24 protein-coding genes and 1 tRNA gene are annotated in these 25671 nt (G+C 70.0%); 5 read left to right on the top strand and 20 right to left on the bottom strand.

The window, feature by feature from the left end; genetic code table 11:
• From aroC to ABZT04_RS43440, 17 genes are all read right to left on the bottom strand, one after another.
• Window positions 1–631 (bottom strand): chorismate synthase (gene aroC / locus ABZT04_RS43520; RefSeq protein ID WP_356065557.1); only part of this gene is annotated, 631 nt, incomplete at its 3' end.
• On the bottom strand, window positions 628–1938 hold the full coding sequence (aroA, locus tag ABZT04_RS43515) for a 3-phosphoshikimate 1-carboxyvinyltransferase (protein WP_356065554.1): 1311 nt from the start codon (window positions 1936–1938) through the stop codon (window positions 628–630). The genes aroC and aroA, both read right to left, overlap by 4 nt.
• On the bottom strand, window positions 1935–2870 hold the full coding sequence (gene metF / locus ABZT04_RS43510) for a methylenetetrahydrofolate reductase [NAD(P)H] (protein WP_356065551.1): 936 nt from the start codon (window positions 2868–2870) through the stop codon (window positions 1935–1937). Before metF ends, aroA begins: the two co-directional genes overlap by 4 nt.
• Window positions 2867–3835 (bottom strand): carbohydrate kinase family protein, encoded by a 969-nt coding sequence (locus ABZT04_RS43505; protein ID WP_356065549.1) that lies wholly within the window; start codon window positions 3833–3835, stop codon window positions 2867–2869. Before ABZT04_RS43505 ends, metF begins: the two co-directional genes overlap by 4 nt.
• A gap of 1 nt (window position 3836) precedes the next feature.
• Complete coding sequence (gene metK / locus ABZT04_RS43500; protein WP_356065546.1) at window positions 3837–5000, bottom strand: methionine adenosyltransferase; 1164 nt, start codon at window positions 4998–5000, stop codon at window positions 3837–3839.
• A gap of 129 nt (window positions 5001–5129) precedes the next feature.
• Complete coding sequence (wrbA, locus tag ABZT04_RS43495; RefSeq protein WP_356065543.1) at window positions 5130–5744, bottom strand: NAD(P)H:quinone oxidoreductase; 615 nt, start codon at window positions 5742–5744, stop codon at window positions 5130–5132.
• 8 nt (window positions 5745–5752) lie between these two features.
• On the bottom strand, window positions 5753–6304 hold the full coding sequence (locus ABZT04_RS43490; RefSeq protein WP_356065540.1) for a flavin reductase family protein: 552 nt from the start codon (window positions 6302–6304) through the stop codon (window positions 5753–5755).
• Window positions 6305–6333: 29 nt separating this feature from the next.
• The gene (gene phzG, locus ABZT04_RS43485) at window positions 6334–6972 is read right to left on the bottom strand and encodes a phenazine biosynthesis FMN-dependent oxidase PhzG (protein WP_356065537.1); all 639 of its coding nucleotides are present in this window, start codon (window positions 6970–6972) and stop codon (window positions 6334–6336) included.
• A 10-nt stretch (window positions 6973–6982) separates the two neighbouring features.
• On the bottom strand, window positions 6983–7816 hold the full coding sequence (locus ABZT04_RS43480; protein ID WP_356065534.1) for a PhzF family phenazine biosynthesis protein: 834 nt from the start codon (window positions 7814–7816) through the stop codon (window positions 6983–6985).
• A gap of 32 nt (window positions 7817–7848) precedes the next feature.
• Entirely contained in the window at window positions 7849–8184 is a 336-nt protein-coding gene (locus ABZT04_RS43475) for a hypothetical protein (RefSeq protein WP_356065531.1), read from the bottom strand.
• Window positions 8174–10087, bottom strand: a complete 1914-nt coding sequence (locus tag ABZT04_RS43470; protein WP_356065528.1) for an anthranilate synthase family protein — start codon at window positions 10085–10087, stop codon at window positions 8174–8176. Before ABZT04_RS43470 ends, ABZT04_RS43475 begins: the two co-directional genes overlap by 11 nt.
• Window positions 10084–10707, bottom strand: coding sequence for an isochorismatase family protein (locus tag ABZT04_RS43465; RefSeq protein WP_356065525.1), 624 nt, complete (start codon window positions 10705–10707; stop codon window positions 10084–10086). The genes ABZT04_RS43470 and ABZT04_RS43465 overlap by 4 nt, the downstream gene beginning before the upstream one ends.
• Window positions 10708–10752: 45 nt before the next feature.
• A complete protein-coding gene (locus ABZT04_RS43460; RefSeq protein WP_356065522.1) occupies window positions 10753–11937 on the bottom strand; it encodes a 3-deoxy-7-phosphoheptulonate synthase in 1185 nt (394 codons plus the stop codon).
• 70 nt (window positions 11938–12007) lie between these two features.
• Window positions 12008–12487: a PhzA/PhzB family protein gene (locus ABZT04_RS43455; RefSeq protein ID WP_356065519.1), complete on the bottom strand. Its 480-nt coding sequence runs from the start codon at window positions 12485–12487 to the stop codon at window positions 12008–12010.
• 48 nt (window positions 12488–12535) lie between these two features.
• Complete coding sequence (locus tag ABZT04_RS43450; protein WP_356065517.1) at window positions 12536–13759, bottom strand: acyl-CoA dehydrogenase family protein; 1224 nt, start codon at window positions 13757–13759, stop codon at window positions 12536–12538.
• 165 nt (window positions 13760–13924) lie between these two features.
• Window positions 13925–15313 (bottom strand): FAD-binding protein, encoded by a 1389-nt coding sequence (locus ABZT04_RS43445; protein WP_356065514.1) that lies wholly within the window; start codon window positions 15311–15313, stop codon window positions 13925–13927.
• Between the two features lie 358 nt (window positions 15314–15671).
• Window positions 15672–16505: an SAM-dependent methyltransferase gene (locus ABZT04_RS43440; RefSeq protein WP_356065511.1), complete on the bottom strand. Its 834-nt coding sequence runs from the start codon at window positions 16503–16505 to the stop codon at window positions 15672–15674.
• Window positions 16506–16798: 293 nt separating this feature from the next.
• Here ABZT04_RS43440 and ABZT04_RS43435 point away from each other — a divergent pair, with 293 nt between their 5' ends.
• Window positions 16799–17818, top strand: a complete 1020-nt coding sequence (locus ABZT04_RS43435; protein ID WP_356065508.1) for an Lrp/AsnC family transcriptional regulator — start codon at window positions 16799–16801, stop codon at window positions 17816–17818.
• An 81-nt stretch (window positions 17819–17899) separates the two neighbouring features.
• On the opposite strand, the gene ABZT04_RS43430 is transcribed toward ABZT04_RS43435, so the two are convergent.
• Window positions 17900–19351, bottom strand: coding sequence for an MFS transporter (locus ABZT04_RS43430; RefSeq protein WP_356065505.1), 1452 nt, complete (start codon window positions 19349–19351; stop codon window positions 17900–17902).
• Window positions 19352–19743: 392 nt separating this feature from the next.
• Here ABZT04_RS43430 and ABZT04_RS43425 point away from each other — a divergent pair, with 392 nt between their 5' ends.
• The 4 genes from ABZT04_RS43425 to ABZT04_RS43410 all read left to right on the top strand — a co-directional run bounded on the left by ABZT04_RS43425 (window position 19744) and on the right by ABZT04_RS43410 (window position 24427).
• The gene (locus tag ABZT04_RS43425) at window positions 19744–20766 is read left to right on the top strand and encodes an NADP-dependent oxidoreductase (RefSeq protein ID WP_356065502.1); all 1023 of its coding nucleotides are present in this window, start codon (window positions 19744–19746) and stop codon (window positions 20764–20766) included.
• A 41-nt stretch (window positions 20767–20807) separates the two neighbouring features.
• Window positions 20808–21908, top strand: coding sequence for a phenazine antibiotic biosynthesis protein (locus ABZT04_RS43420; RefSeq protein ID WP_356065499.1), 1101 nt, complete (start codon window positions 20808–20810; stop codon window positions 21906–21908).
• Window positions 21908–23293 (top strand): aldehyde dehydrogenase family protein, encoded by a 1386-nt coding sequence (locus tag ABZT04_RS43415; protein WP_356065496.1) that lies wholly within the window; start codon window positions 21908–21910, stop codon window positions 23291–23293. Before ABZT04_RS43420 ends, ABZT04_RS43415 begins: the two co-directional genes overlap by 1 nt.
• 123 nt (window positions 23294–23416) lie before the next feature.
• A complete protein-coding gene (locus ABZT04_RS43410; protein WP_356065493.1) occupies window positions 23417–24427 on the top strand; it encodes an AsnC family transcriptional regulator in 1011 nt (336 codons plus the stop codon).
• A gap of 79 nt (window positions 24428–24506) precedes the next feature.
• On the opposite strand, the gene ABZT04_RS43405 is transcribed toward ABZT04_RS43410, so the two are convergent.
• Window positions 24507–24580: transfer RNA gene (locus tag ABZT04_RS43405), tRNA-Pro, on the bottom strand.
• A gap of 60 nt (window positions 24581–24640) precedes the next feature.
• The gene (locus ABZT04_RS43400; RefSeq protein WP_356065490.1) at window positions 24641–25555 is read right to left on the bottom strand and encodes a YceI family protein; all 915 of its coding nucleotides are present in this window, start codon (window positions 25553–25555) and stop codon (window positions 24641–24643) included.
• Window positions 25556–25671: the final 116 nt, after the last annotated feature.

The raw sequence follows: 25671 nt of genomic DNA, 5'->3' as shown, positions 1-25671 counted from the left end.
TCTCCGCGACCATCGCCTTCGACGCGTCCGCGTCCAGGCACCGCACCGGATCCGCGTCCAGCCTCTCGACATCGGCCGGCGTGGGCAGGACACCCTGCGGCGCCTTCGCGGAGGCCAGCTCGACGACGTGCGAGACGATCTCGATCCCGGCCGTCTCCCTGAGATACGACCGCGCCACCGCACCCAGCGCAACCCGCGCCGCCGTCTCCCGCGCCGACGCGCGCTCCAGGATCGGACGCGCCTCCTCGAAACCGTACTTCTGCATACCCGCAAGGTCGGCATGACCGGGACGCGGCCGCGTCAGCGGAGCGTTACGGGCGAGCCCGGCCAGGATCTCCGGATCGACCGGGTCGGCCGCCATCACCTGTTCCCACTTGGGCCACTCGGTGTTGCCCACCATGATCGCGACCGGGGAACCGAGGGTGAGGCCGTGCCGGACACCGCCGAGGAAGGTGACCTCGTCGCGCTCGAACTTCATGCGCGCACCGCGTCCATAACCGAGCCGGCGCCGGGCCAGATGGTCCGCCACCATCTCCGTGGTGATCGGCACACCGGCGGGAAGCCCCTCCAGCGTCGCCACGAGTGCGGGACCGTGGGACTCCCCCGCGGTCAGCCAGCGCAACCTGCTCAACGGTGCTCCTCGATCGACTCGTCCGTGCCGGCGGGCAGTTCGTACCAGGGAAAGAGTCGCCGCAGCTCGCTGTGGAACGCTGGAAACGTCTTCGCCACGCAGTGCGGGTCGTCCAGGGTCAGCGTGTCCGGAATGGTGAGACCGAGCACCGAGAAAGCCATCGCGATGCGATGGTCGCGGCGGCAGGAGACGCGCGCGGAACGAGGGGTGCCGGGGTACACGGTGATCCAGTCGCTGCCCTCGGCGGTCTCGATTCCACAGGCCCGAAGGTTCTGCGCGACGGCGGCGATGCGGTCGGACTCCTTCAGGCGTGTGTGTCCGATGCCGAGGACCGTGATCGGTGCGTCGGCCAGCGGGGCGATCGCGGCGAGGGTCATGAAGGTGTCGGACACGTCGCCCATGTCGACGGCGAAGCCTCCGCGCAGTCGTCCGGTTCCGGTCACCGTTGTCGCCGTCTCGTCCACGCGTACCTCGGCGCCCGCCTTCGCGAGGATCTCCACGAAACGGAGGTCGCCTTGGAGAGAGCCCGCGCCGAGGCCCGGCACGGTGACGGTGCGTCCTGTCACGGCCGCGGCGGCGAAAGCGTACGAGGCCGTCGAGGCATCCGGTTCGACGACCGAGTCGGTGGCCGTGTACGGCCCCGGCCCGACCCGCAGATCGCCGTCCGCACCCTCGGTGACGCCGGCGCCGTAACGTCGCATCAGCGCCAACGTCATGTCGACGTAGGGGCGGCTGACCAGGCCGCGGGTGCGGACCCGAAGTCCCGTGCGCATCAGGGGCGCCGCCATGAGCAGACCGCTGAGGTACTGGCTGCTCGGCGAGGACTCCACCGCGATGGTCCCACCGGCCAGTCCTTCGGCGCGGACAAGCAGGGGCAGGCCGCCTCCCGGACCTGCCTCGATGTCGGATCCCAGTCCGCGCAGCGCCTCCAGCAGGGGTTCCTGGGGGCGGGCCCGCAGTTGGGAGGAGCCGTCGAAGAGGAAAGTGCCGTGGCCGGTGGCGGCGAAAGGGGGCAGGAAGCGGGCGGCCGTCCCGGCGTCCGCGCACCACAGGCGGGCCCGTCCGGTCGGGCCCCGGCCCGCTCCCGTCACCTCCCAGAACTCTTCCAGGGGACCGACCCGCACGGGGATACCGCATTCCCTGAGCGCGCCACGAAAGGCGAGCGTGTCCTCACCGACCAGCGGGGCGTGGATCCGACTCGTGCCCTCGGCAGCCGCCGCGAGCAGCAGGAGCCGGTTGGTCAGGCTCTTGGAGCCGGGGATTCTGGCGACGAGGGGCGTCGTGCCGCGGGTGGTGTCCGTGATCATGTGACCACCTCCGGGTCGCGGCGCGGGGTGGGCAGACGCAGTCCGCGGTGGATGTCCATGGCGGCGGACGACTGGTTGAGCGTGATGTAGTGCAGTCCGGGGGCGCCCTCGTCGAGCAGCCGCTGGGCGAGTTCGGTGGCGTGGTCGACGCCGATGCGGTGGGACTCTCCGGGGTCGTACTGCGCGGTCCGCAGGCGCAGCGCGAGGTCGTCGGGGAAGGTCGCGTCGCTGAGGCGGGCGAACCGTGCGATCTGTTCGTAGCGGGTGGCGGGCATGATGCCCGGGATGACCGGGGTGTCGCATCCGGCGCGGGCCAGCCGGTCGCGCAGCCGGAGGTAGTCCTCGGCGCGGAAGAACATCTGGGTGATGGCGTAGTCGGCGCCGGCCCGGCACTTGGCCACGAGATGGCGGGTGTCGGTGTCCCAGTCCGGTGAGCGGGGGTGGCGTTCCGGGAAGGCCGCGACGCCGATGCTGAACGTGCCGCACCGGCGGATGAGTTCGACGAGTTCGGCCGCGTGACGCAGGCCGTGGGGGTGCGGGATCCACGGGCCCCGGGGGTCTCCGGGCGGGTCTCCGCGCAGGGCCAGGACGTCGCGGATACCGGCGTCGGCGTAGCGGCCGATGATCTCACGCAGTTCGGCGGTGGAGTGCTGGACCGCGGTGAGATGGGCCACCGGGCGCAGCGTGGTGTCCTCGGCGATCTGCCGGGTGAGCGCCGTGGTGCGTTCTCGGGAGGAGCCGCCGGCGCCGTACGTCACCGACACGAAGGACGGATCGAGGGTCTCGACCCGGCGCAGCGCGTTCCACAGCGCGCGTTGCCCTTTGCCCGTCTTGGGCGGGAAGAACTCGAAGGAGTACGAGCGGTGGCCTGCCGTGATCAGTTCGGCCGGTCCCCTGCGGATCCGCTCGTGCGGCGGGGCGGGAGTCGTCATGCCGTGTCACCTCCTGGCGGGGTCGCCGGTCCGTATGCCGCGGTCGTCAGGGCTCGCAGGCGTGCGGCGGACGTGGTATAGGTCTGGGTGCCGCTGCGGGACAGCGCCTGGGCGGCCAGGGCCGAACCCGACTGCGCGCATCGGGTGGTGTCCTCGCCCGCGGCCAGGGCTGCCAGGTATCCGGCGCGGAAGGCGTCGCCCGCGCCTGTCGGGTCGGCCGCCCCGGGGGTCGGAACGGCAGGGATGTCCAGCGTGGGTTCGTCCGCGCGTTCGACGCGGCTGCCCTTCTCTCCGAGGGTGGTGACCCATACGCCGACCCGGCGCAGCACGTCGGACCGGGACCAGCCTGTCCTGGCGAGCAGCAGCGCGTGTTCGTACTCGTTGGTGAACAAGTGGTCGGCGCCCTCGACGAGTTCACGGGTCCGGGGGGTGTCGAGCCGGGCCAGTTGCTGGGACGGGTCGGCGGCGAAGGGGATGCGGTGGGCGCGGCACGCGCGTGTGTGACGGAGCATCGCGGCCGGGTCGTCGGCACCGATGAAGACGAGGTCGGCGCCTCCGCCCCGGCGTACGACGTCGACGAGGTCGATGTCGGCGGCCTCGGTCATCGCTCCCGGGTAGAAGGAGGCGATCTGGTTGCCCTCCGGGTCGGTGGTGCACAGGAAGCGGGCGGTGTGGCGGCTGCGGGAGACATGGACCCCGGAGGTGTCCACGCCGAGCGCGGACAGCCGCTGCCCGTACGGGGCGAAGTCCGCGCCCACTGCCCCCACCAGCAGCGGGCGGCGGCCCAGTCGGGCGAGGCCGTAGGCGATGTTCGCGCCCACTCCTCCGTCGCGGATCTCCAGGGTGTCGACCAGGAACGACAGCGAGACGTGATCGATGCGGTCGGCGAGCAGTTGGTCGGCGATACGGCCGGGGAATGTCATCAGGTGGTCGGTGGCGATGGAACCGGTGACGGCGATCCGCATATCAGGCCCCGGCCGCTTCGCGCAGGGCGTCGACCCGGTCGGTGCGCTCCCAGGTGAAGTCGGGCAGTTCGCGCCCGAAGTGGCCGTATGCGGCGGTCCGGGCGTAGATCGGGCGACGCAGGTCGAGGTCGCGGATGATCGTGGCCGGGCGCAGGTCGAAGACCTGCCGGACGGCGTGCACGATCGCCGTGTACGGCACGGTGGCGGTGCCGAAGGTCTCCACGAACAGGCCGACGGGCTCGGCCACTCCGATCGCGTACGCCACCTGGACCTCGCAGCGACGGGCGAGTCCTGCGGCGACGACGTTCTTGGCGACCCAGCGCATCGCGTAGGCGGCGGAGCGGTCCACCTTGGAGGGGTCCTTGCCGGAGAAGGCGCCGCCGCCGTGGCGGGCCATGCCGCCGTACGTGTCGATGATGATCTTGCGGCCGGTCAGGCCGGCGTCGCCCATCGGGCCGCCGATCTCGAAGCGGCCGGTCGGGTTGACCAGAAGACGGTAGCCCTCGGTGTCCAGTTTGACGCCGTGCTCCGCCAACCGGGCCAGTTCGTGCTCGACGACGTGGGCATGGATGTCTGGGGTGAGCAGGCCGTCCAGGTCGATGTCCGCGGCATGCTGCGTGGAGACGACGACCGTGTCCAGGCGGGCCGCGCGGCTGCCGAGGTACTCGATGGTGACCTGGGTCTTGCCGTCCGGGCGCAGATAGGGGGCGACACCCTCCTTGCGGACCTCCGCGAGCCGATGCGACAGGCGGTGGGCCAGATGGATGGGCAGCGGCATCAGTTCGGGTGTCTCGTCGCAGGCGTACCCGAACATCAGGCCCTGGTCGCCCGCGCCGCCGGTGTCGACGCCCTGGGCGATGTCCGGGGACTGGGCGCCGATCGACACGGACACCCCGCACGACCGCCCGTCGAACCCCTTCTGGGACGCGTCGTAGCCGATGTCGAGGACGGCGTCCCGGACCAGGCCGGGGATGTCCGCGTACGCGGTGGTGGCCACTTCTCCGGCGACGTGCACCTGCCCGGTGGTGATCAAGGTCTCCACGGCGACCCGCGACCGCGGATCCTCCGTGAGCAGGGCGTCGAGGACGGTGTCGCTGATCCGGTCGGCGATCTTGTCGGGGTGGCCCTCGGTCACGGACTCGGAGGTGAACAGGCGGCGGGACATGGCTCTCCCTGGGGTCGCAGCGGCTGCTGGCTGGTGAGACGTCGCACGCGCGGGCGCGAAGGTGTCGGGCCGGAGAGCTCCCCGGGGGAAGTAGGAGCTCTCCGGCCCTGCTGGAGGGGTGATGGATGGTCAGAGGGCGGCGGCCGTGAGGGCCTTGGCGAGGCGCACCACCCGTTCGGCCTGGACTCGGGCCGCGTTGCGGGTGACGTCGCCGACGGGGACGGTGCCGCCGGCATCGTGGTGGGCGGTGCCATAGGGGTTGCCGTCGACGAACTTGTCCGGGTGGGTGAACCCGGGGGCGACGACGATGCCGCCGAAGTGGTGGAAGGACTGCATGAGGGCGAGCAGTGTGGACTCGTTGCCGCCGTGCGGGCTGCCCGTGGAGGTGAAGCCGCTGTAGATCTTGTCGGCCAGTTCGCCACGCCTCCAGGCACCGCCGAGGGTGTCGAGGAACTGCTTGAGCTGGGCGGCGATGTTGCCGAACCGGGTCGGAGAACCCATGAGGACGGCGTCGGCCCAGACGATGTCCTCGACGGCGGCGAGCGGGATGCCGGCGGTCGCCGCCGCGGTGGCGGCCCACGCGGACTGGGATGCGACGACTTCCCGGGGAGCGAGTTCCGCCACCCGGCGGAGCCGGACCTCGGCGCCGGCCTTCTCAGCCGTGTCGGCGATCTCCTGGGCGATGTCGGCGACATGGCCGGTGGCGGAGTAGTAGACGACGGTGACCTTCACGACGGTGTCCATGCCGGTCCTCACCAGTCCGCCAGGTGGAGGGACAGCAGCGGATCCGCCATGGTGAGCGCGGAGGCCGGGTGGGTGAACGTCCGGTCGTGGTAGACGAGCGGAGTGCGGTCGTCGTCCACGTGGGTGTCCAGGACGCGGCCGACGACGATGCTGTGATCGCCCCCGTCCAGGACGGCGTGCAACGCGCAGGCGACCCGGGCACAGGCACCCGGCGCGCCGGGCAGGCCCAGCTCGCAGGGCACGATGTCCCCCTCGATGTCGCCTTCGGCGAACCGGTCGACGCCGGACCGGGCGAAGCGGAGTGCCAGCTGGTCCTGCCCGTGTGCGAGGAGGTTGACCAGGAAGCGGTCCACTGACGTGAACGCCGTGTGGGTGCTGGCGGTCTTGTTCAGGCAGACCAGGACGAGGGGCGGATCCAGGGACAGGGAGCTGAAGGAGGTCGCGGTGAAACCCCAGCGCCGTCCGGTGCCATCGACGGTCGTGACCACGGTCACCGGTCCGGGAACCCTGGACATGGCGTGGGTCAGGGCCGCGCCGGTAGTGCCTGCTGTGCCTTTCACGGGGCGATCACTCTCCGGTGGCAGGGGGATCAGGGCTGGAGGCGGCACGTGCGCCACCCTCGGTCGTGACGGTCGTAGCGCAGCCTGCGGTGCAGTCGGTCGGAGTCGGCGCACCAGAACTCCACGGCGACCGGGCTGAGCAGGTATCCGACGAAGCGTGCGGGGCGCGGCAGCGGGGTCGCGGGGGCCGCGAGGCGGTCCGCCTCGGCGCGCAGGGCGGCCACGGACCGCAGGGGTTCGCTCTGCCGGGAGGCCGCGGACATCGAGTGCATGGGGACCGGCCGGCCGGACCAGAGGGCGTCGGAGTCGGCGTCGCTCAACTGGGCCACGGGGCCGGAGAAGATGAGCTGCTGGCCGGTCTCGCGCCAGTAGAGGAGGCCGGACGCCCAGCCGGTGGCCGCCATCTCCCGGCCCTTCTGGCTGGTGTTGTGGCTGGCGAACACCAGCCCGCGGGCCGTGATGTCGGTGACGGAGACGATGCGGTTGGAGGCCCGTCCCTGGCTGTCGGCGGTCGCCAGCGCCAGAGCGCGGGGTTCGCGCACCTCGCGTGCGGTCGCCTCGCTGACCCATTGCTGGACGAGGCCCATGGGCTCGGCGGGCGGATCGTCGTACTCGGGGAAGTCCAGGTCGACTTCGCTGGTGAGGCTCTCGAATCGGCTGCTGTTCACGCGTTCCTCGCTAGACGTGGAGGGTGCCGTGGGCGGCGACGACACCGTGGCCGCCGACCTCGACCGACCGGACGATCTCGCCGGTGCCTTCGGCGGTGGCGAGCATCAAGGACGGGCGGCCCATCTCGACGCCCTGGAGGATCTCCAGGTGCTGCCCGTAGGCGGCGAGCCGGTGCCGGGCCAGGTGGATGGCGAGCGGACCGGCGGCCGAGCCCGTGGCCGCGTCCTCCACGACGCCGTAGGCGGGCGAGAACATCCGGGTCCGCCAGTGGACACCCGCGCCGGCGAAGCAGTTGGCCGCCATGTCGGGGAACCGCCCGAGGGCCCGGTGATCGGGGCGAAGAGCGGACAGCTCCGTGACGCTCGGGAGCCCCACGAAGACGTGCCGGGGTCCGTTGCGGTAGATCTCCACGGGCGCGACGGTCTCCTCGACTCCGAGCGCCGCCAGGAGTTCCTCCTGGTGTTCGTACGGCTCCCAGGTGGGAACGGGCTGTCGCATCCGTACGGTCGTCACGCCGTCGTCGTCGGCGAGTTCGAACGGGATGACGCCCATGGCGGTCTCAAGCCGGAGCCGGTCCTCCTTGAACGTGCGCCCCAGAGCCACCGCGGTGCCCAGCAGCGGATGGCCGGCGAACGGCAGCTCGTTGACGGGGGTGAAGATGCGGATGCGGGCGTCTCCGCCCTGCTCGGGCGGCAGGACGAAGGTGACCTCGGAGAGGTTCATCTCGCGGGCGATGCGCTGCATCAGCCCGGTGGTCAGGTCGGCGGCGTCGAAGAAGACCGCCACGGGATTGCCTTCGAGGGGAGTGCGGGCGAAGGCGTCGACGACTGTGTATGCGTGCACGTGATGTGTCCCCCGGTTGGTGGTGCGACTGTTCAGGCGGTCGCCGTGAACACGGGCCCGAGTCCGTCGAGTCGGGGCAGCGCGTGCGCGCCCTCGACCGTGGCCTCGACGTCGAAGCGCGTCCGGTGCGTGGGCGGGCGCCCGATCAGCTGCGCGGCCCGGTTGGGCGGCAGCCCGTCGGGGCGGTCCGCCTCCCAGAGCATCACCGCGCCCCACCGGTTGCGCCGGCGGTCAGCGATCCAGAACTTCAGCCGCAGACCCGGTACGTCGCTCCACGCGGCGACCGCCCCGTCCCGAAGGTGTTCCCGCAGCGAGTCGATGGTCTGCGGCGTTCCGTCGAGGTCCCACCACGCGATGTCAACCCGCACGGCCGAGCACCTCCTGGATGGTGCGGCCCAGGATGCGCGGACCGTCTACGGTGAGCACCGACTCGGCGTGGAACTGCATCGAGGCGAAGCCGGGTCCGCGCAGTCCGTGCACCTCTCCCGTCGCCGGGTCACGGCTCACCTCCACGGCGCCGATCCCCGCGATGTCCTGCTTGTCCTCGTCGCTGCGGGCGGCGAAGGTGTTGTAGAACCCGACGCGTTCCCGGCTGCCGAACAGGTCGATCTCGCGTTGCACTCCCTGGTTCGGGACCTCCCGGCGGGTCAGGCCGAGTCCGAGGCCGAGGCTGAGCACCTGGTGGCTCAGACACACGGCGACGAAAGGCCGTCGCTCGGCCAGCAGGCAGTCGATCGCGGAGCGCAGGCTGCGGATCTTGGGGTCGTCGGCCGCTCGGGGGTCGCCGGGTCCCGGCCCCATCACGACCAGGTCGTGGTCGCCGAAGGCATACGGATCGTCGAAGTGACGGATCGTCACTTTCAGCCCCAGGGAGCGGAGTTGAAGCCCGATCATGGCGGTGAAGGTGTCTTCGGCGTCGATGATCAGGGCACTCAGTCCGTCCAGCCCGGTCACCGCGGGCCGTCGGCCGGTGTTCTCGTCGAGCCAGAACCGGGCGATGCCGCTGTTGCGCTGTGCCAGGGCCGCGCGGACGTCCGGATGCGTGCCGTACCGCTGGGCACGTCCGTTCTCCAGGGCGCTGAGAAGGCCGGCTGCCTTGGCCCGGGTCTCGGCGACTTCCGACAGGGGGTCGGAGTGCCGGACCAGTGTGGCGCCGACCCCGATCCGGACCCTGCCGCGGGTGTCGATGTCGGCGGTGCGGATGAGGATCGCCGAGTCGAGAACACGCTCGCCGCTCGCGTCGCGTCCGATCAGCGCGGCCACACCGCTGTAGTAACCGCGGCCTTCGGGCTCGTACTTGTGGATGATCCGGACCGCGCTCTCCAGCGGGCTGCCGGTGACCGTGGGCGCGAACAGCGTCTCGTGCAGGATCTCGCGCACGTCCCGGTCGGTGTGTCCGTCGATGAAGTACTCGGTGTGGGCCAGCCGAGCCATCTCCTTGAGATAGGGGCCCAGGACACGGCCGCCGCCCTCGCAGACGCGGGCCATCATCTTCAGTTCCTCGTCGACGACCATGTACAGCTCGTCGGTCTCCTTGCGGTCGGCGAGGAACTCGGTGACGCCTTCCAGGGTGGGGCCGGCCGGCGGGTAGCGATAGGTGCCGCTGATCGGGTTCATGACCGCGGTCCCGCCGCTCACCGAGATGTGCCGTTCGGGGGTGGCACCGACGAAAGTGCGGTCACCGGTGTGAATGACGAACGTCCAGTACGCGCCCTGTTCCCGCTGCAGCAACCGGCGGAAGAACACCAGCGCGTCGTGGAGCGAGTAGTCGCCGATCTCGGCCAGGAAGGACCGCTTGACGACGAAGTTGGCGCCCTCCCCGGTGCCGATCTCGTCCGCGACAACGCGGCGTACGGTCTCGGCGTACCGCTCGTCGTCGATGTCGAAGCCGTGGGCCGTCACGGAGGTCGGTGTGTCCGGGAGCCGGACAAGCAGTTCGGGCACGGAGATCCGGTCCTGCTCGGTGACGGACAGGGCGATGAGGGGCGCGCCGTCGTCGGGAGCGGTGAAGCCGCGTTCGGTGATCTGCCGGTACGGCGCCATGACCAGGACATCGTGCTCGGTCTGGGCGCTGCTGGGCGTCGGGTGGTCGGTGAGGGGGATGTCGGCCAGGGTCTCCGGCAGCGTCACGTCGCCGACCAGGACGTCCACTGTGTCCGGGACGCCGGTGTCCGGACGGTGCAGGAGGGCGAAGGCGGACGCCTGGAGGTCCAGTACGCGGCCGAGCAGGTCGCCGGGGGTTCGAAGTCCCGGGTCGTGTCGCGTGTTCATATGAACACCTCCGTGGACGGGAGCACCACCGCGCAGCGCTGGGCCGCGTAGTCCAGGGCCAGTCGGTGGTGGGCCTCGGAGAAGTCGCCGAGGGCGTCGGCGGCGAGGAAGGTCTGGATGTCGTTGGTGAACGCCTCCAGTGCGGTGGCCAGGACGCCGACATGGGCGTACACGCCGCACAGCACGAGTTGGTCGCGTCCCGCGGCCCGCATGCGATCGAGCAGCTCGGAGCGGAAGAAGGCGCTGTAGCGCCACTTGGTGAGCACCCAGTCCTCCTCGGTGGGCGCGAGTTCGGGCACCACCTCGCGGTCCGCCGGGTCGGTGCGCATACCGGGACCCCAGAAGTCCTTGAGCAGTCCGCGCTGCTCGTCGGTCATCCGGCCGGGCTGGGCGGTGTACGCCACGGGGACGCCGAGGGCGGCGGCCCGCTTGCGCAGGGCGGCGGCGTTGTGGACGAGTTCGCCGCGCAGGGGGTCGGGCAGTGCCTGGAGGAAGTAACGCTGCATGTCGTGGACGAGCAGGACGGCGCGGTCCGGATGCGGGGTCCAGCCCGCGACGTTCTCGGGCAGGCGTTCGGCGGTGGGCAGGGTGTACGGCGCGATAGGCGGTAGGCCGGCCATGGGATCAGCTCCTTTGCAGCGGGGTGGCCGCGTCGGCGGGGCGGGTCAGAGGGCGTCGGCCCATGCCGTGACCAGGGAGACGGCCTGCCGGGAGTTGAGGCGGGGGTCGCAGAAGGTGGTGTGCCGGTCGCCGGTCCGGCCGAGCGCCGAGACGTCCGCGGCGCACTCCGTCACGTCGTCCGGTGTGGTCTCCAGGTGGAGTCCGCCGGCCACACCGCCCGCCGCCACGACCGCGTGGCCGAACTCGTGGATCTCACGGGCCATGGTGGTCAGCAGGCGGGTCTTCCGGCCGCCCGGTGCGGTGATGGTGTTGCCGTGCATCGGGTCGCACAGCCAGATCACCGGGTGGCCGGCGGAGCGGACCGCCGCCACCAGGGCCGGCAGACGCTCACCGACGGCGTCGGCACCCATCCGGGAGATCAGGGTGAGGCGGCCGGGTTCGCGCAGCGGGTCCAGGCGCTCGCACAGCGAGGTGATCTCTTCGGGGGTCATGCCCGGGCCGACCTTGCAGGCGACCGGGTTGACCACATCGGCCAGCAGATCGACGTGGGCGCCGTCCAGCTGGCGGGTGCGCTCGCCGATCCACGGCCAGTGCGTGGAGCCCAACCAGCCTGTGGAGTCGCCGAGTTCGCGGATCATCGGGACCTCGTAGTCCAGCAGGAGCGCCTCGTGGCTCGTCCACACCAGGGGTTCGACGCCCGGCCAGGTGCGCAGGGCGGGGGCGCGCCAGCCGAGGTGTTCCACGATGTCGCAGGCCGCCATGTAACCGGTGAGGATCCGCAGCGGGTCGGGACGCCTGCTCTCCGGGTCGGGCTCCGGGCTGTTGACCATGTGCCCTCGGTAGACGGGCAGCGCCAGGTCGCCGACCTGCTCGAAGTCGTTCGACCGCGGCTTGGCGAACTGACCGGCCATCCGTCCCACGCGCAGCACGGGTTTCCCGGTGAGCATCTTCAGGGTGGTGCCCAGCAGGTCGAGCACGGCGGTCTTGCGCCGCACGTGCCCCGGCGTGCACTCCTCCGGGTCCTCGGCGCAGTCTCCCGACTGGAGCACGAGCGCCTCCCCCGCCGCGACGGAGGCGAGCAGTGACCTGAGGGTGTGGACGTCCTCGATCCGGACGAGCGGCGGGCGGGAGCTGAGGATCTCCCGTACCCGCTGGACCTGTGCGAGGTCGGGCCAATCGGGCTGTTGCAGCGCCTTGGACCTCTGTATTTCAGTTAGTGCGTGTCCCACGACAGTGCCCCCGTGAAGCGGAGAGGATTTATGTTCGGGTCATGGCATACCGCGCGTGCAGGCCGGCGGATCAGGTGGGGATGCCTTCACGTTCGATGCGCGGAACTTCTATTCCCAGCGCCTTGAACTGCTGGCAGGGATTCATGAACTCGCGCTGCTGTTTTATCTTCCCGTCCTCGAACAGAAAGGAGTGCAGGAAGTGGTTGCGGTAGTACCCGTCCGGATATCCGGGAAAGAGAATCTTTCCCTCTCCGTCGCATTCGACCCAGAAACGGTCGGGGTCCTGGCTGTCGAAGATCTCGACGTTGGTCCAGACCCAGTCGGGGAAGCACTTGAGCGACCAGACGGCGTGCTCGCCCAGCCGGTCGCGGCCGCGGATGACGATCGGTTCGCCGCTCTCCGTGGTCCACAGGCCGCCGGCACCGTCCTCGGTGAACAGCAGGTGGCGCCGGAGCCGGTCCTCGCCGCGGGTGTTCATGTACTGCTCGACGATGGCCCGGTTGTGGGCGCGCAGTTCGGTCCGGTCGGTGGGTATTCGAGGTTCTGACATGAGTGTCCTCTGCTGGGGTGGGGCGAGGGATGAGGGGGCTGCGCGGGGTCAGACGATGAAGCTGATGTCGCGCGGGTCGCCGCCGACCAGGGCACGGCCGTAGACCTGCTCGGGGATGCCCATGCCGAAGCCGGCGTGCCGGCTGCCGACGTTGATGTCGCGCCAGAGCCGTTGGAGGGGGTTGGACTCGTTGAAGGCGGAGGAGCCATGGGCGGTGAGGAGGGTGTCCACGGCCTCCCTGCACAACCGTCCGACCAGCGTGGACTCCAGCCGGTTGCGGGCCCGGACGGTGAGGTCGGCGTTGACGCCGGCCCGGGCGAGTTCGTCCACGGTGTCCGCGATGCGTGCGGCCACCAGCTTCGCCATGTCGATCTTCGAGGTGGCTTCGGCGAGGTCGAGCTGGAAGGTCGGCGACTGCGTCTGGTTCCGGTAGGTGGAACCGGCGACGGGGCGGGTGGGGCCCTTGTCGCGGACGAAGTCGAGGGCCGCCTCGGCACCACCGATCAGGGCGCCGATCAGGCCGATCGAGAACAGGCCGGTGAGGCTGTTGCGGTAGGGCAGCGCGGGATCGACGACACCGTCGGTCTCGCCGTTGAGGATCGGCAGGTACGGCACCAGCCTGTGGTCGGGTACGAAGATCCGGTCGGCCACGACGGTGTTGCTGCCGGTGCCGCGCATTCCGGCGAAGTACCAGGTGTCCTTGATGGCGACCTCGTCGGCCGGCATCAGGGCGAAGCGCACGTCGGGCCGGCCCGCGTCGGTGGGGACGGCGATCAGGGCGCTGACCCACTGTGCGTGCAGGCAGCCGGAGACGTACGCCCACTCGCCGCTGACGATCATGCCGCCGTCGACCGGTTCGACGGCGGGTGAGGGCAGCCCGAGGACCAGTGCGCACCGGGCGTCCGGGGCCCCGCCCCAGATCTCGTCGCCGGCCGTGGCCGGGAACAGGGCGGCCATGAAGTTGCCGGCGTTCAGGACGCCGGCGATCCAGGCGGCGGAGGGGCAGCCCCGGCCGAGCGTGGTGGCGACCTCCAGCAGGGTGCGCATGTCGGTCGCGTAGCCGCCGAGCCGTCGCGGTGTCTGCAGCCGCAGCAGTCCGGCCTCCGTCATGGCGGTGAGGACGCGGTCGGATATCCGCCGGTCACGTTCGCATTCGGCTGCGTCGGTCCACAGGAGTTCCCGCAGACCTTCGGCTCGTGCGACGAGTTCCGCACGGTCGGGAGTCAGTTCTTCACTGGTGACCGAATCGACAGGGAGCACGGAATTCGTCATTCCGAATCATTCCTTTCGCGTTTCTCGACAGGTGGAACGCTAGGGGCCAGAAATCTCGGAAGTCAAGAGTGACTATTTCCGATTCGCCGAGAATCCGGTCCGCCGACAATTGGGCAGGATTCAACTACGCGTCGTGCTTTCCGTCGCGTTTTCGGGAGTCGGGTCTCAGCGCGAACCGACGGGGCGGCGCAGGTTGCCGAGCACGACCCTGCCCACGGTGAGCGGGTTGAGGAGGATGAGGGGCGAGGAGAGCAGGGAGCTGACCTTGACGAACTCCTGGGTGAGTGCGGGGTCCCGCTCGGCCGCGTTCAGCAGCCGCTCGAAGTAGGCGTTGGTCAGCCGCACCGTGAGCGGTCGGTCCCCTTCGACCTGAGGAAGGGCCAGGTCGCTGCCGACGGCCATCTGCCAGGCCACCTCGATCTTCCGGGCGGCCGCCCGGAAGAAGCGGTACGGCAGCCGGTCGCGCCCTCGGTCGAGACACTCCCGCAGGGCGGCGGCCTGGAGCGCGGCCACCGACATGCCCTGGCCATAAACGGGGTTGAAGCTGCAGATCGCGTCGCCGAAGACGATCAGCCCGTCGGGAAACCTCTCCAGTCGTTCGTAACGGCGGCGCACGCTCGCCGGGTAGCGATGGGCTACCGGGTCGTCGAGAGGTTCGGCGGCGCACAGCGCCTCGAAGACGTCGGACGGCACGATGGGCTTGGCGAACTCCAGGAAGTCGGCGGGGTCGGTCGGCGGATGGTGGCCGCCGTAGCCGATCAGGGTGAGCATCCAGCGGTCCTCCTCGTGCTGGAGGAAGGTCGCACCTGTCGGCCGGCCCGGCGTGGCTCCCACGATCACGACCTTGCGGCGGCCGAGGGTGCCCGGCGCGACACGCAGTGTGCGGCTGACGTACTTGATGTCGACGGCGATCCTGTCCTCACCCGGAGGTTCGTAGCCGAGGTCGGCCAGCCAGCGGGTGGCACGTCCGCCGCGCCCGGTCGCGTCGACGACGAGGTCGGCCGTCAACTCCCGCTCCACACCGCCTTCGCGCTCCACGACCCGGACACCGGCGACCCGGGATCCGTCCGACGCACCGAGCAACCCGGCGGCCTCGCACCGGTCGATGATCTCCACGCCGGGCAACTCCCTCACCCGCGACCGGATCTGTCCCTCGAGCTGAGACCGGGTCGGCTGGTAGGTGGGCGTGGGGTCCGCGTAACGGCCCTCCTGGCACAGAAGGTGACCGCCCGGCGCGAAGTACATCTCGGTGGGTTCCCGGACGACGGGGACCCCGCCGGCCTCGAACTCCTCAAGCAGTCCGGGGAACATCTCCTGGAGCCCCCGGGTGCCGGCGGGCAGGATCGCGTGGGCGTGCCGCCCTTGCGGCACACCGCGGCGGTTCTCGTCCGTCTCGGGGAGGACGTCCCGGTCGACCACGGTGACGCGGTCGAAGGTGTCGGACAGCACCCTGGCGGCGAAGAGACCGGCGATGCTGGCTCCGAGAACCACACAGTGGCCGCCGCGGGCACGTGGCTCCTTGGGATCATGCGGGCGTGCGGTGTCGTCAGACATGCGATTCCTCTGCTGTCCGTGTGGCAGGTGACGGGGCGGATTTCCCGGTTGCGCCGGCGAGAAGAGTTCCGTATCGGCGGTGAATCTCTCATTCCGGGCCATGCGAAAAAGACTTTCGGCGAGCAGCATGCAATAAGGCCGGGATCCGTCGCCGAGCCGCTCCCGTTAACAGGGAGATGAACCGCAGGGAAATACACTGCGAGTGATCATACCCGGCGGTATCCCCGTATGGTGGCTAGGCCAAACCCGCACCGTAGGCTATGTCTCGGCCAAACAAGGGGGCGGCGTGGCGGGAAATAAAGCAACCAGCAACGGAATGTAGAATTCCGAATTACCGACCGCGCACCCGCAAGTTCCCTCAGAGTTCCGCGGCCGCCAGCCAACAGGCCGGGAGCGGGGCGACCGTGCGCCCGTGACCGATGCGCGGGTCGTCTCCCGCGTACACGCGGGCCCGCCAGCCGTGGCCGCCGAGCCATTCCTCGAGGTCGTCGCGGGCGGAGAGCCACTTGGCGCCCTGCTCCTCGACCCGTTCACGCACGGGCCTGCCCTCTTCCTCGAGCATGGCCGCCTTGAGGTGTTCCAGCATGAGCCGGCTCCCCGGCGAGGACAGTTCGGTGAGGCCGGCCAGCAGCGACTCCCCGGCCGTGTCGGTCAAGTACATCAGCAGACCCTCGACCAGCCAGACCGTCGGCTGCCGCGGGTCGAAGCCCGCGGCGCGCAGCCGGGATTGCCAGTCCTCGCGCAGGTCAGCGGCCACCCCGTGGCGCTCGCACGCCAGGGGCAGTCCGGAGCGGGCGATGAGGGCGTCCTTGAACTGCGTCATCTCCGGCAGCTCCACCTCGAACCACCGGGTCCCGGCCGGCAGGGCGAGCCGTACGGTACGGCCGTCCACCCCCGCGGCGAGCGTGACGACCTGCCGGATCCCGGCGCCGACCCCGGCGAGGATCTCGTCGTCGAGGAACCGCGTGCGCACCGCGAAGTACGTCGGGAAGCCGGCGGCACTGTTGTGGGTCTGCTTGATCACCTCGGCCACCTCGGCCAGCACCGGGTCCTCGGCCAGCGCCGAGAGCATCGCGGCGGCCAGCGGGTCTCGGAACAACCCATCCGGACGCTCGCTTTCCAGTTGCCGCATCCAGGCGGTGAACAGCGCTGTCTGTCCAACCCCGACAGAAGGTGTCTTCAACTCCACCATAAAATCCTCCCCAAGACGAGTTCAGTTCAACGGAAAGGCACGGTCTACGCAGGTAGATCGTCGACCGTGGGCATCCGTAAAAATTGCTGACTATTTCCTGGCGGAAGGGGCGCGAAAAGAGGATGGAAGACAGCCCATCCGTTCGCCGTACATGCCCCCGCTACGCCCGCGCATCTCAGCCCGAGCGGTTGACCTGATGGAATTCTGTGGGACCTTACGGCTGCGATGGTAGCGTGCTCTGCGTTATCTTCAAGTTTATTCCACGGAGCAGGGCCTCACTGAAGGATGTGTGCATGCTGGATGACCTGGACCGTGCCCTGATCCACGCGCTGCACATCGACGGCCGCGCGCCTTTCAGCCAGATCGCCGCCGCCCTCGACGTCTCACCGCAGACCGTCGCCCGTCGCTACCGTCGGCTGCGCACCGAGGCTTCCCTGCGGGTCGTGGGACTTCCGGACCCCCATCAGGCGGGTCAGACGCAGTGGCTCGTCCGGCTCACCGCGGCGGCGAGTTCCGCTCAGGACCTGGCCTACGCGCTCGTACGCCGACGGGACACATCGTGGGTAAAGCTCACTTCCGGCGGCACCGAGATCGTCGCGATCATCCACGCGCCGACCGAGGCCGACGCGGGCAACTCCCTGCTGCTGCGCGACATCCCGCGTACCAGCAACATCACCGCGGTGTCCGCGCACTGCATCCTGCACACCTACCTCGGCGGTCCGACGAACTGGCGCCGCAGCGCCGACACACTGGACGAGGCGCAGCAGCGCGTCCTGCGCGAGCACGACGCGGCCGACACCTCGTACATGCCCGTGCCGCGTCAACTCACCGAAGCCGACGCGGGCTTGCTGGTCGCTCTCCAGAAGGACGGCCGGGCCACGCACGCGGAACTGGCACAGGAGACGGGCTGGTCCCCGGTCACCGTGGCGCGCCGGCTCGCCGATCTTCAAGCGGGCGGCGCCATCTTCTTCGACGTCGAGGTCGACACGGGCCACTTCGGTGCCAACACCAGGGCGCTGCTGTGGATGTCGGTGAGCCCGGCGCAGCTTGAGAACGTGGCGACGACCCTGGCCGACCACGACGAACTGGCCTACGTCGCCGCGACCACGGGCCCCACCAACCTGGTGGCTCAGGCCCTGTGTCGCGACCCCGCCGACCTGCACCACTACCTGGCCCGGCGGCTGGGTTCCCTGGACGCCATCCACACTTTGGAGACCAGCCCGGTCCTTCAGAACCTCAAGGCGTCGAGCCCCATCATCACTGATCTGGCCCGCACCAGAATCCCCCCTGCCCCTGCCCGTACACGGATCTGACGGCCTGTGGCCCACAAGCCACCGGCACGCCGAAGCGGCGGCCCGGAGGCCGCCGCACACACCCTGTGGGACATCACTCCGCTAGTGCCCGGATCCCGCGTCGGCCGGAGCGTTCTTGTCGATCATCATCCGGCCGGCCGCGAAGCTGACCACCACCAGCGCCACAGCGACCCAGAAGGCGAGTTGGACGGCATGCAGGGCGGACCGGGCACCGCCGTCACCGGCACTGCCGAGGTAGACACTGCCGAGGACCGCCACCCCGAGCGTCGCGCCCAGTTGCTGGACCGCGTTCAGCAGCCCGGCGGCCGAGCCGATCTCCTGCGGCTGGAGCGGCTTGAGCGCGATGGTGAAGAACGCCGGACTGAACAGGCCGACTCCGAGCCCGACGACCGCGAGCGCGAACAGCAGCGGCGTCGGGTACTTGTGCGCGTCCGCCGTGTGGTAGACGGCGATGGCAGCCAGCGCACCGATCAGCAGAACGGCCAGCCCGAGGGACATCATGCGGTGGCCGTAACGCCTGACCAGGTGCGCGCCGGCCACCCAGGAGGCGACGGCCAGGCCCACCGACCACGGAGCGAGGGTCAGCCCCGCCTTCAACACGTCTGTGCCCAGACCGAGTTGGAGTTGAAGCACAATGACCATCATCAGCCCGTTCGTGACGGCGAAGAAGGACATCGACGTCACCAGTGCGGCCGGGAACCCGTGGTGGGCGAACAGACTCGGCTCCACCAGCGGGCTGCGTCCGGTGGCGGCCACCTGACGCTGGTGCACCGCGAACGCCGCCATCAGGCACAGGCCGGCCACGATGGCCGCCCAGCTCCACCCCGACAGGGCGGTCAGGTCGGCGCCGATCAGCGGGTAGACGACGAGACCGATACCGGCCATGGCCAGCAAGGTGCCGGTCACATCGAGGCTGGGCCGCTTGGGGGCACGGTTCTCCATCAGCTTGGGCGCGATCGCGAGGACGACGACCGACACGGGGACGTTCACCAGGAACGCCGCGCGCCACGAGGAGCCGAACAGGTCGGCGTGGGTGAGTACGCCTCCCAGCACCGGCCCGCACACGGCGGCCAGACCCATCACCGGCCCGATGCTGCCCAGGGCCTTGGACATCTCGGGACCGGCGAACATCGTCTTGATCAGGCCGATGGTCTGCGGAATGATCACCGCCGCCGCGGCTCCCTGCACCACCCGGAAGGTGATCAGCAGCCCGACGGTGGGCGCTGCGGCGCAGGCGGCGGACGCGACCATGAACCCGGTGACACCGATGACAAACAGCCGCTTGCGCCCGGCGATGTCACCGAGCCGGCCGCCGGTGATCAGCAGCACCGCGAACGGCAGGGTGTAGGCGGTCGTGAACCACTGGATGTCGGAGACCGACCCGCCCAGATCAGCATGGATCTTCGGTGCGGCGACCTGCACGATGGTCGCGTCCAACAGGTTCATCGCCTCACCGAGCAGCAGGGCAGTGAGCGCCAGCCACCGCCATCGGTACGCCGTGGGGTTCGGCGACAACACACGCTCAGCAGTCATCAGGGGATTCCTCTCCACCGTTGTCGACACGCCGGCCCGACCTCGGCGAGCGAGGCTTCGTGGCCGACCACCACTGAGCGTGGCGGCGAGGAGAAGGGGTGCTCCAGCCAGAGCGGGGACTTGGTGGATTCCTTCCATGGGTGCCACCCCTGGAGTCGATTTCCCACAGGCCCACCAGGTGGGAGTACGACGTCCGCGGCACTGTCGGCCGGCCCTGGAGCCGGGCATGCGGTGTGAGGTTCCTTCAACAGGGCCCTCCCGATGGAAGAAATGCTCCAGTCCATCGCCGTCACTGGAGCAGCCGCACGTGATCACTTCACGCTGGGGTTCCCCGGCCGCCACCGGCGTTCCGGGGTTCGACCCCGTCACGTTCATCCTGTTCAGGAGCGCGCATGGCCGTAGTGCCCGCCACCCAGAGAGAAGTCCGCCTCCTCACCAAGCCGACCGGGCTGCCCCGTCCGGAGCATTTCGGTGTGGTCGAGACCCCCGTCGTACCGCCGGGGGAGGGGGAGGTGCTGGTACGCAACCTCTTCTTCCATGTCTTCGCCACCCTGCGCATCCTCATCGCGGGTGCGACCCAGGACACCCCGTTCCCCGTGCTCGGCGCCGGTGACACCCTCGTCGGCGCGGCGATCGGCGAGGTGGTCGAAGCACCGGAGGGCAGCGGCCTCGGGGCGGGCGACCTGGTCTCGCACTGGCTGGGCTGGCGGGAGTTCGCCGTCGTACCGGAAGCCGAGTGCACCCGGCTGGACCGCACGGTGCTGCCGGACCCGGTGGCTCACCTCCAGCAGGGCTGGACGGCGTACGCGGCGCTGACCCGCGGGGTCGAACTCCGCCCAGGAGACACCGTGTTCGTCTCCGCCGGCGGCAGCGGCATCGGTTCGATGGCCGGCCTCATCGCCCGGCAGCTGGGGGCCGGGCGGGTCATCGCCAGTGCCGGTTCGCAGGAGAAGGCCGACCGGTTGCGAACCGAACTCGGCTACGACGACGTGGTGGTCCGCGGCGCGGGACCGCTCACCGAGCAGCTGGCGAAGGCGGCGCCCGACGGCATCGACGTGTACTTCGACAACGTCGGCGGAGAACAACTGCGAGCGGCCGTCGACGCGGCGCGCCCGGGCGCCCGGTTCGTCCTCATCGGCGCGCTGTCCGGACAGCTGGCACCGGAGGGCACCGGAACCACGGCCCCCGTCGAGCTGGACTCGCTGCCGCTCATCCACAAGCGCATCGAGATGCGCGGCTTCAGCTCCGACGACTACGACGACAAGGACGAATGGACCGAGCGCTTCGGTGCGTGGCTCAGGGCCGGGGAGATCACCTTCCCCCATGTACGCGTCAAGGGCATCGAGAACGCGCCGCGAACCCTGCTGGAGGTGATCGAAGGACGGCACATCGGTGCCGTCGTCGTCGAGCTGTAGCTCCGTAACCGCCCCGTTCGCCAACCGAGTCAGGAGTCCCAGTGTCGCGAGCTGCAACCGAGGTCCTCGACCTTCCCATCGACGTCCCGCCGGAGCCGGACGAGCTGATCCGAGCCGCCATGGCGTGGCACTTCGGCCCGGAGACGGGGTCACCGTTCTGGCTGGAGCGGGCGAAGAGTCTGCCGTTCGATCCACTCACCGACGTCAGGACCCACGACGACCTCACCCTGTTCCCGAACATGGCGGCCGAGCTGCGGGACGTACCCGCGCAGGACCTCATACCGCGTGGGTACGGTCAATCGCCCGACGTCATAGGGGTGTTCGAGAGCGGCGGCACCACCGGGGCGCCCAAGCGCGTCGTCCTGCTGCGGGACTGGCTGGAGCGGATGCTCCACTGGAGCAACCTCAACCTCGACGCCCACGGCTTCGAGCGGGGTGTCGACTGGCTCGGCCTCGTACCCAGCGGCCCGCACATCGTCGGCGAGTACTTCCGCAGGTCCGCGGCCACCCACGGACGGTACGGGTTCACCCTGGACCTCGACCCCCGGTGGGTGAAGAAACTGATCGCCTCGGGCCACCGGGCCGACGCGGACGCCTACGCCGAACACCTTGTCGACCAGGCGGCGTTCGTACTGCGCACCCAGGACATCGGCGTGCTGACGATCACTCCCCCGCTGCTCGAACGCATCGCCCGGCGGGACGACTTGACCGAGCTGGTCAACGAGAAGGTCCGGGCGATCCGTTGGGGCGGAACCCAACTGGACCCCGATTCGCGCCACCTCTACAAGACCGAGGTCTTCCCCGATGTCGTTCTGTGCGGGAACTACGGCAGCACCATGATCCTCGGCTTCGCCGGCGAACGCCCGGGTCTGCCGGACGACGCCGGCTGTGTCTTCGACCCGTACAGCCCGTACGTCACGTTCTCCGTCGTCGACCCGAAGACACTGCGCCCAGTCGTCTACGGAGACCGAGGCCGCGTCCTCGTCCATCACGTCAGCAAGTCGTTCTTCCTGCCCAACAACCTGGAGCGGGACACCGCGACCCGGATCGAACCGCTCACCGGACAGGCGGGCGACGCCGTGGCCGACATCGCGCCGGTGACGACCTTCGAGAACGAGGCCGTGATCGAGGGGGTGTACTGATGACCGGGCCCCGTTCCGACGTGGTTCCGCTCGACGCCCTGGGGCCCCGGGGACCGTACCGTGCACGCAACCGCCTGGCCGTGACCGACGTGGCGGGCCGGGAGAGTGCCGAACTCAGCCTCGTACCGGCCCTGTTCGTCGATCGAACGATGAAAGCCCTGCGCAGGGCCAGCACTCCCCCGCCCGACGAGCGGATCGGCATGATCGGCCGGGCCGCCGAGCTCTTCACCACCGCCGCCCTGGACGGCCTGACACCCGACGAGTACGCCCACCGGGTCAGCCGGGTCGGCGGAACACCGATCTCCGTGGTGCGGGCCACCGCGGCAGCCATATCGGCACGGCTGCGCAAAGCCCACTACAGCGTGGAGCACGCCAGACCGACCGGTGCGGTGCACCGGTGGGACGATCCGCTGACCCGCACCGGGCGCGCGGTGTGGGTGCGGCGCGGGAACGTGTTCGGGGTGCACGCGGCCGGCAACCATCCCGGACCGCACAGCCTGTGGCCGGAGGCGCTCGCTCTGGGCTACCGCGTGGCCGTACGGCCGTCCCGCCGTGAGCCGTTCACTCCTCACCGACTGGTCACGGCTCTGCGCGCGGCCGGCTTCGGCGACGACCAGGTGACACTCCTGCCGACCGACCACACGACGGCGGACGCCCTGTTGCGAGGCTCCGATCTCGGGCTGGTGTACGGAGGCGAGGACGTGGTGCGCAAATACGCGGGCGACCCCTCGGTGCTGCCGCAGGGCCCTGGCCGGTCGAAGATCCTGCTGACCCGCGAGGTGGACTGGCGGGAACACCTCGACACGATCGTCGACTCGGTAAGCGGTCACGGCGGCACGGGCTGCGTCAACACGACGGCCGTCTTCGTGGAGGGCGATCCCGCCCCGCTGTGCGCCGCGCTCGCCGAACGCCTGGCTGCCGTCCCGAGCCTGCCCCCGGAAGATCCGGCAGCGGTCTTCCCCGTCCAGCCGCTGGCCACCGCCAAGGCGCTCGAAGCCCATCTCCTGCACCGGGCGGCCGGCACCACGCCGTGGCTCGGCGGCGACGGCATACGGGACGAACTCGGCGACGGCAGCGCCGTACTGCGCGCCGCGGTCCACCAGCTCGACCGACCCGACGCTCCGCAGGCCACCGTGGAACTGCCCTTCCCCTGCGTGTGGGTGGCGCCCTGGACGCGTGAGGCGGGCCTCGCACCCCTGCGCAACAGCCTGGTCCTGACCGCGGTCACACACGACGACCGGCTGGTGGCCGAGTTGGTGGAGGAACCGTCGATCAGCAACGTGTACGTGGGGAAGCACCCGACGTACTGGATGGACTCCGGGCTGCCGCACGACGGCTACCTCGCCGAGTTCCTCATGCGTTGCAAGTCGGTGATCAGGGACTGACACCGGTTCCGTTGCCCGTGGCGGTGAATCCTCACCGCCCCCGCCGACGGGGAACTGCTTCCCCTTCCCGTCGGCGGCCGTGTTTCATCCTGCCCCGCAGGGTGCGTGAAGGATGGTGTGCGAATGCTCGACGAACTCGACCGCGCCCTGATCCACGCGCTGCACATCGACGGACGCGCCTCCTTCACCCATCTGGCCACCGTGCTGGCGGTGTCCCCCCAGACGATCTCCCGTCGCTACGACCGGCTGCGGGAGCAGGCAGCTCTGAGGGTCGTCGGACTGCCCGACCCTCAGATGACAGGACACGAACAATGGCTGCTGCGCCTCACCGCCGCCCCCGAGACCGCCCTGGACCTTGCGCACGCTCTGGTGCGCCGCCCGGACACCTCATGGGTGTACCTCACCGGCGGGGGCACCGAGATCGTCGCCGTGCTGGAGACTCCCTTGGGCACCGCACACGGGCACTCCCTGCTCCTGCACGAATTGCCGCCCAGCGTGGGGCTCACGGCCATCTCCGCCCACCACCTGCTGCACACCTACCGGGGCTGGCGCACGCCATGGCGAATGAGCGCCAACACACTGACCCCGCGTCAGCAACGCATGCTGGGCGGAAGGACGTTCACCGGGTACGGCGAGACGCGTCCCCCCGACCACGACCGCCAGGTCCAGCTGTCCCCCGCGGACCACGCCCTGACGGAAGCGTTGCGACGGGACGGGAGGGCCGCCGTCGCGGATCTCGCCGCCGACACCGGCTGGTCACCGGCGACGGTCTCACGACGACTGGATCACCTGCGCGCCTGCGGAGCGATCTTCTTCGACATAGAGATCGACCCCGTCCTGCTGGGCGGGAGCGTCAAGGTCCTGCTGTGGATGGCGGTCGCCCCGGCTCATCTCGACGAGGTGGCGGAGTCCCTGTCCCGCCATGACGAGTTGGCCTTCGTGGCCCACACCACCGGCCCCACCAATCTCGTGGCCCACGCCCTGTGCCCGGACAGCGCCGCGCTGTACCACTACCTGACCCACGGCCTGGGCGCGGTCAAGGCGATCAGCACTCTGGAGACGGCGCCGGTACTGCGTACGCTCAAGGCGGTAGGGACGATCACACCTCCCGGACCACGTGATCGCCGAGGATGATTGACAAGCGGTCCCCAGAAATGATCAAAGGGCCGCTTCAGATCTCCTCTGAAACGACCCTGACCTGCGACTCATAAAGTCGGGACGACAGGATTTGAACCTGCGACCCCTTGACCCCCAGTCAAGTGCGCTACCAAGCTGCGCCACGTCCCGGTCGCGCCGCACCCGGTCGTCCGGGTGAACGCGCAGGTCGAGCCTACCGCATGTGCCGGATCACTTCGGCGGCGTCGGAGTGTCGTGGGTGCGGTACATCGCCTGGACGTCCAGCTCCAGTTGGACGGTGGGGCCGACGACGGCGATGCCCCGGGCCAGCATGCTGCGCCAGTTCAACGTGAAGTCCTCGCGGTGCAGTTCGGCCGTGGCGAGGGCCGCGCAGCGGAGTTCCTCGGCGTAGCCGCCGTTGACGGTGCCGAGGTAGGTGGTGTCCAGGTTCACCGAGCGGCTCACGCCGTGCATCGTCAGCGAACCCTGCAGGGTCCACTTGTTGCCGCCGCGGTAGGCGAAGCGGGTGCTGGCGAAGTCGATGTACGGGTAGCGCTCCACGTCCAGGAAGTCGCCGGAGCGCAGGTGGTTGTCCCGGGTGGTGTTGCCGGTGGTGATGCTGGACGCGTCGATGCGGACGTGGACCCGGGAGTCGGCGATGTCCTGGGCGATCTGGATGCCGCCCTGGAAGCGCTCGAACCGGCCGTGCACATGGGCCATGCCGACGTGTTTGGCGATGAAGCGGATCGCGGTGTGCGGCGGGTCGAAGAGCCAGGTGCCGGGCGGCGGGAGTTCCTGCGCGCGGCCGGGCTGGAGCCAGACGCGTTCGGTGGGCGCGGCGGCTCCGGCGGCGATCTCCACCGTCTCCTGGTGCGGTTGGAGCCCCTGCGCCGAGACGAGGAGGCTGTAGCGGCCGGGCGGCAGGGCCGCGAGGAAGAAGCCGTACGGGTCGGTCGTACCGGAGGCTGCGACGCGATGCGAGTCGAGGGCCGTCACGGTCACCTCGGCGGCGCCCATGGGCGCGCCCGTCGGGTCGACGATCTCACGGCCGAGCCCGCCGGCACCGGACGGGAGGGCGAGCGAGAGGCCCGCCGCCGTGGCGGAGGCGCCTTGGGGCCGCCAGCGCCTGAGCAGTGCGAGGGCCATGGTGATCACCTTTCTTCACAGCAGTCGTCCGGGCAGGGGGCGCGCCGGACGACACTCTGCGATCTTGAAGGCTTCGGCGGCGGTGGGGGGGTGGACTAAAGAGAAAACCCCAACCC

This window comes from Streptomyces sp. NPDC005492 (assembly GCF_040605995.1).
Lineage (GTDB): Bacteria > Actinomycetota > Actinomycetes > Streptomycetales > Streptomycetaceae > Streptomyces.
Note: the sequence above shows the minus strand (reverse complement) of the source record. Positions and strands in the feature narration are given on the sequence as shown.